Source organism: Allostella sp., from assembly GCF_041913585.1.
Lineage (GTDB): Bacteria > Pseudomonadota > Alphaproteobacteria > ATCC43930 > Allostellaceae > Allostella.
Map to the genome: position 1 here is coordinate 1 of NZ_JAYSFE010000183.1, position 3,432 is coordinate 3,432.

A 3,432-nucleotide genomic window follows, 5' to 3' on the forward strand; every position below is an offset into this window, starting at 1 on the left:
CTGACCTTCACCGGCACCGGCGAGGCCGGCGCCGCGGTCGAACTCTTCGCCGACACGCTGTCGCTCGGCAGCGGCACCGTCGACGGCGACGGCAACTGGTCGATCACCACCGGCCTGCTCGCCGACGGCGACCATGTCCTCTTCGCCCGGGCGACCGACCTCGCCGGCAACAGCGCCGACGGCGACACGCTCGGCATCACCGTCGATCGCACGCCGCCGGCCCCGCCGGCGATCCTCGGCTTCAGCGAGGACACCGGCGAGCCCGACGGGGTCACCACCGACCGCACCCCGGAACTCTCCGGCCTGGCCGAGGCCCTGGCGACCGTGCATCTGCTGCGCAACGGCACCGCGATCGACACCGTCGCGGCCGGCGCCGACGGAACCTGGGCCTGGGCCGAGCCGGCGGCGCTCGCCGTCGGCCGGCACGACTACACCGCCTATGCCGAGGATGCCGCCGGCAATGCCGGCGCCGCCTCCGATCCGCTCACCGTCTTCGCCGTCGATGCCAAGGCCAGTGCCGGCAATGGCGACGATGTCCTGCTGGCCGCCGCCTCGCCCGCCAGCCTCGACGGCAGGAACGGCGACGACACGTTGTTCGGGGCCGGCGGCAACGACACGCTGAAGGGCGGCAACGGCCACGACGTCCTGGCGGGCGGCGGCGGCCGGGATGCCCTCTGGGGCGGGGCCGGGAACGACACCGCGGCCGGCGGCGACGGCAGCGACACGCTCTTCGGCGAGGCCGGCAACGACCGGCTGGAGGGCGGCGACGGCGACGACCGGATCGAGGGCGCCGCCGGTTCGGACGTCCTCGACGGCGGCCGGGGCGCCGACACGATGCGCGGTGGCGCCGGCGACGACACGCTGACCGGCGGCGGCGGCGCCGACCGGCTCTACGGCGACGCTGGCGAGGACTGGATCGACCTCGGGCTCGACGGCGCGAAGGACACGGTCTACGGCACCGTGGCCCAGCTGAGTGGCGACAGGTTCGCCGGCTTCGAGACCGGCAAGTCCGGTGACGTCATCGCGATCACGGGGCTGGCCGCGAAGTACGGAAAGCTGCTCGACAGCGTCACCATCGCCGACGGCGTGCTGTCGCTCGCCAAGGTCGGCGGCGGCGAGATCGCCTTCGACGGCCTCGCAGGCGACCACGTCACCGACACCATGCTGGGAAGCGACGGGTCGATCCTGCTCTACGTCGTCTGAGCCCGAAGGGAGGCGATCAGCCGCAGCCGTCCCCTCAGAAGCGGTCGGCGCGGTAGGGGCGGAGGTCGATCGCCGGCGTCCGGCCGGCGACGAGGTCCGCCAGCACCCGCCCGCTCATCGGCCCGCCGGTCAGGCCGGTATGGCCGTGGCCGAAGGCGAGGAAGACGCCGGGCACGCCGGGCGCCCGGTCGATCACCGGCAGGCTGTCGGGGAAGGAGGGGCGGTGGCCCATCCAGGTCTGCATGCCCTCGGTGTTGAGGGTCGGCAGCGCCTCGCGCGCCTGCTTCAGCAGGATGTGGGCGCGCCGCTCGTCGGGCGGGGCGTCGAGGCCGGCGATCTCGACCGTGCCGGCGAGGCGCAGGCCATGCTCCATCGGGCTGATCGAGAAGCTGCCGGTGCGGTGGCTGATCGAGCGGTTGGGGACCGGGCCCGGATTGGGCAGCATGACGTGGTAGCCGCGCTCGCTCTCCAGCGGCAGGCGGACGCCGAAGCGGCGGGTCAGGCGGACCGACCAGGCGCCGGCCGCGACCACGACGATGTCGGCCTCGATCGGCCCGGCATCGGTCGTCACCCGGCGCACCCCGTCGGCGCCCATCTCGATGTCGGTCACCGCCGCCTTGAGGACGCGGCCGCCGGCGCCGCGGAGATTGTGGGCGAGCGTGGTGCAGAGCCGGTGCGGGTTGGCGGTGCTGCCGTTGTCGGGCAGGTAGAGGCCGCGGCGGAAGCCGGGTGCCAGCGTCGGCTCCATCTGCCGGATCTCGTCGGGCCCGATCGCCTCGCAGCGCACGCCCTGCTCCTGCCGGAGGCGGTCGGCGATGCGGTCGGTCTCGCTCGGCGCGTCCGATTGCCACAGGTAGAGCTGGCCGCGCAGGCGGATGAGGTCGTTGAACCCGTCGGGGCCAAGGAGGCTGCGGTAGGTGGCGAAGGCCGGGCCGTGCAGGGCGCGCAGCGCCTTGGCGGCTTGCTCGACCCGGTCGAGCCGGCCGGCGCGGATCCAGCGCACGAGCCAGGGCAGCGCCTGCGGCAGGTAGCTCCAGCGCACGGCCAGCGGCCCGACCGGATCGGCCAGCCATTTCGGCACCTTGCGGAGCATGCCGGGCATGGCGATGGGGGTGAAGGTGTCGGGGCTCACCATCCCGGCATTGCCGAAGGAGGTGCCCTCGCCGGGGCCGAGCCGGTCGACGACGGTGACGTCGTGGCCGTCGCGCCGCAGGAAGGTGGCGCAGGACAGGCCGACGATGCCGGCACCGACGACGACGACGCGCTTGGCGGAGGAGGCGGCGGCCGGTTGAGCCGCGGGGGAGGATATGGTCATGTGCGCGTCATCATTCCCCGGACGGAGGCCGCCCGTCACTGCATTTCAAGGGGGCGGCTGAGCGATGGATCGAAGAGGGACGCAACGATGGGCGGAGCGATCACGGTACGCAAGGTGGCGGGCGCGCTCGGGGCGGAGATTTCCGGCCTCGACCTCCGCCGCGGGCTCGACCCGGAGACCGCGCGCACGGTGCGGCAGGCGCTGCTCGACCATCTCGTGATCTTCTTCCGCGACCAGGACCTGACGCCCGACCAGTTCCTCGCCTTCGCCCGCGCCTTCGGCCGGCCGGTCGAGTATCCGTTCGTCAAGGGGCTGCCCGGCCATCCCGAGATCATCGAGGTGCTGAAGCGCGAGCACGAGACGGTGAATTTCGGCGGCATCTGGCACTCCGACACCACCTACCTGGAGGAGCCGCCGATGGGCTCCATCCTGCTCGCCCGCGAGATCCCGCCCTACGGCGGCGACACGCTCTTCGCCAACATGTACCTCGCCTACGAGACCCTGTCGCCGGGCATGCGGCGGATGCTGGACGGCCTGGTCGGGGTCTCGACCTCGGCCAAGGCGGACGTGTCGAAGACCCGCGAGGACCGGCTGAAGGACAATGCCGCTCCCGACGCCCGCACCTCCTACGAGGCCGAGCACCCGGTCGTCCGCACCCATCCGGAGACCGGCCGCAAGGCGCTCTTCGTCAACGTCGCCCACACCGCCCGCTTCAAGGACATGACCGAGGCGGAGAGCCAGCCGCTGCTCGACTTCCTCTGCCAGCACCTGACCCGGCCGGAATTCACCTGCCGCTTCGTCTGGCAGCCGGGCTCGATCGCCTTCTGGGACAATCGCGCGACCCAGCACAATCCGGTCAACGACTATCACGGCTTCCGCCGGCTGATGCACCGCATCACGCTGGCGGGCGACCG

3 protein-coding genes are annotated in these 3,432 nt (G+C 72.7%); 2 read left to right on the forward strand and 1 reads right to left on the reverse strand.

Going from position 1 to position 3,432, the window contains the following annotated elements; translation table 11 throughout:
- Positions 1–1,203 (forward strand): Ig-like domain-containing protein (locus ACE3Q3_RS22115; RefSeq protein WP_374449636.1); only part of this gene is annotated, 1,203 nt, incomplete at its 5' end.
- Between the two features lie 34 nt (positions 1,204–1,237).
- On the opposite strand, the gene ACE3Q3_RS22120 is transcribed toward ACE3Q3_RS22115, so the two are convergent.
- Complete coding sequence (locus ACE3Q3_RS22120) at positions 1,238–2,518, reverse strand: NAD(P)/FAD-dependent oxidoreductase (RefSeq protein WP_374449638.1); 1,281 nt, start codon at positions 2,516–2,518, stop codon at positions 1,238–1,240.
- Between the two features lie 87 nt (positions 2,519–2,605).
- On the opposite strand from ACE3Q3_RS22120, the gene ACE3Q3_RS22125 reads away from it, so the two are divergent.
- A partial coding sequence (locus tag ACE3Q3_RS22125) for a TauD/TfdA dioxygenase family protein (RefSeq protein ID WP_374449640.1) occupies positions 2,606–3,432 on the forward strand: 827 nt, incomplete at its 3' end.

Coding starts and splice junctions, on each gene's coding strand:
- ACE3Q3_RS22120 (WP_374449638.1), bottom strand. CDS start 2,518: ATGACCATATCCTCCCCCGCGGCTCAACCGGCCGCCGCCTCCTCCGCC.